The 2,536-nt window shown below is 39.8% G+C and carries 1 protein-coding gene; it reads right to left on the bottom strand.

The genetic code is table 11. The features are described from left to right. A partial coding sequence (locus tag VIP81_RS02280; protein ID WP_414649279.1) for a PKD domain-containing protein occupies nucleotides 1-2,335 on the bottom strand: 2,335 nt, incomplete at its 3' end. Nucleotides 2,336-2,536 lie beyond the last annotated feature (201 nt).

Raw genomic sequence — 2,536 nt, 5'->3', positions numbered from 1 at the left:
TATTCAATTTATCCACAACTAATTTTGCTCTGGACCAATCATAAAACTTCAATTTTTCTTCTGCTTTTGTAACATAATTATTACAGGTAGTTGTTAAGTTTTTGCTGTGAAAAAGTAAAAAGTCAGTTTCAAAATCAAATGGGGCAATTCTTTTATCATAAACATAATTATTCCATGTACCATTATCATGTTCACTATTCCAAGCCATTAACATTAATGGAGGGTATATACCTTTTGGATTGGCGGCATTGATGCTATTAACATCATCTAAGGTTGAATATTGAGAAGTGAACGGAACTCTTGTATCATTATAAGAATGGACAAACAAAAATGGTATGTCTTTTACTATATCTCCATTCCCTGGAAGCGCTACATCATTAAAAGTTGTATTGGCAGCGATACCACCAGCTAACAGATTTGGATTACCTAAAGCAACGTTAGTTGTGCCTGCGCCGCCAGAAGACAAACCAGTTACATATACCCTATTTGGATCAATTGCATATCCATTAACAGCATAATTAACTGCTTTTTGTGCGGTTGCTAAAGTCCAAAATTCATCATGCAATTGAGGACAAACAACAACACACTGCATAGGAAACAACTTATTATGCAAAAAGTATGGTAACCCTTCAGCTTCTCGTAATAATTGATTAATATCATCGTTATTCTCAACACCATTCACTCCAACTCCATGAAAGAAAATTATTAAAGGGTAACCACCTGGTTTTAATGAATCATAACCTTGTGGCAAGTAAACCCATGTTTTCAAATTTGGGTTATTAGAATCATATTTGTTGTTTAAATAACCTCCTGAACTAAACATCTCTGATGGTCTGGCAACTGATACATCAATATCATCCGTGTAAGTTGAACCATGATTATCAGTGACAGTCAAACGATATGTAGACCTGGCAGCAATAGGAATTCCTGTAACTCCTGTATTTATACCGTTTACGTTTGAAAATGTAACACCAGTTACATTAGAAATAACTGACCATTGATAGGAAGCAACTGAAAGAGAAGGATTGGTGATTGTTATGTTTCCATAAAAGTTGGTAGTACTATCATTTTCATTTAAATATTGATCTAAACCTGCATTGACAGTTATTCCGCCACCTCCTGGCCCCCCTGGGATGTTGCCATCAACTATAGCTTTGACTACATTACTCCAGTTGGAAAAATACCCGTCCCGGAAATAGATCCGCATTCGGTAAAAGCTACTATCAGGGTTGATAGCAAGTGTATTTTCATAAGGTGATGTAATAGTTTTAAAATCATTATAGAGGCCGTTTATATTAGCGCTCCGTTGTACAATGTACTTAACAACATCGGTATTGGAAGTAAAATAGCTGGCGAGTGTATTCCTCATTGCATTAAACATTACCAGGTACCCCTGGTCATTCAAATGGATATTATCGCCGAGCTTCAATGAAGGTTGTAATAGATCGGGATTAGCAGGGTCTTCCAGGAGGTGATAAGCATAGATGCATCTGGCTCCGAAAGTTTTACGCAGGTTATCTGCAGTTTGTCTCAATTTAAGGCGCTGTGAAGCACCGAAAGCCGTACGAGGAATACTGCTCATTACCAACAACTGTACACCAGCTTTTTTGCAGGCTTCATCTATCAGCAAGGTATTAGAGAGCGCCTCTTCTGTAGACATCTCACCGCCACTGGACTGGGATGCATAGTCGTTGCTGGTATTAATGAGGATAATAATATTATTCCCATCAGCAATTGCCTTGGTGACGTTCATCGTCGAGTCTACAAAGCTATTGCTGCCTGTAGGCGCCAGATTGCGGGAATTATATCCCTCTTTACAATAGTTCGTCAGCCGTGCATTGGAAGATACTGCATAAATATAAGCCTGCAGCTTTCCGGCAATGGAGTTGGCCGGTGTACTGGCATAACTCCCCGCCCCCTGGCTGTCTCCAATCAGGGCTATCTTCGGCGACTGATACAGCTCCCTGTCTGACTGCCACCATTTCAGCTGCATACTGTTGGCATCAATAGACATAGCAGCCAGCGAAACAGGCGGCACACCAACACCTCCACCGCCGGAGAACCTTACCGGTATAGTATCCTGTCCGGCAATAGCGATAGCAGTGTCACCTATATTTTCCAGGGAAAGCTTTTTGAATACTGTATTTCCATCGCCCTGGTTATACAGAAAGCCCTGTACATTTTTGGAGGCATTTTTTACCTGGAGCTCAGCACCAACAACCATGACAGTATCTTGCTTAACTCTGAATGTTGATTGCCCAGGAGCCAAAGCGGTTATGGTTAGCAAGGCGAGTGTTAGTAACACTCGAAGTTTCTTGAAAAATTGCTTTTTCATTATTAGGTATTTTTAGGGATGTTTAAATCACGTAGCCGTTCCTACCTCTTTTAGCATTCTGTACCCTCTGTCGGATTTCCGGATCAGCAGCTTGACCGAACGAAAAATACCAATAACATAGAACTTAAACATATAAATCATAGATACCAGGATCTGGAATAAGGCTACAAAACTGCAATTGCTATTCAACAAGATATCTTA

Origin of the sequence: Chitinophaga sp. (genome assembly GCF_036566945.1) — a bacterium.
Classification (GTDB): domain Bacteria; phylum Bacteroidota; class Bacteroidia; order Chitinophagales; family Chitinophagaceae; genus Chitinophaga.
Note: the sequence above shows the minus strand (reverse complement) of the source record. Positions and strands in the feature narration are given on the sequence as shown.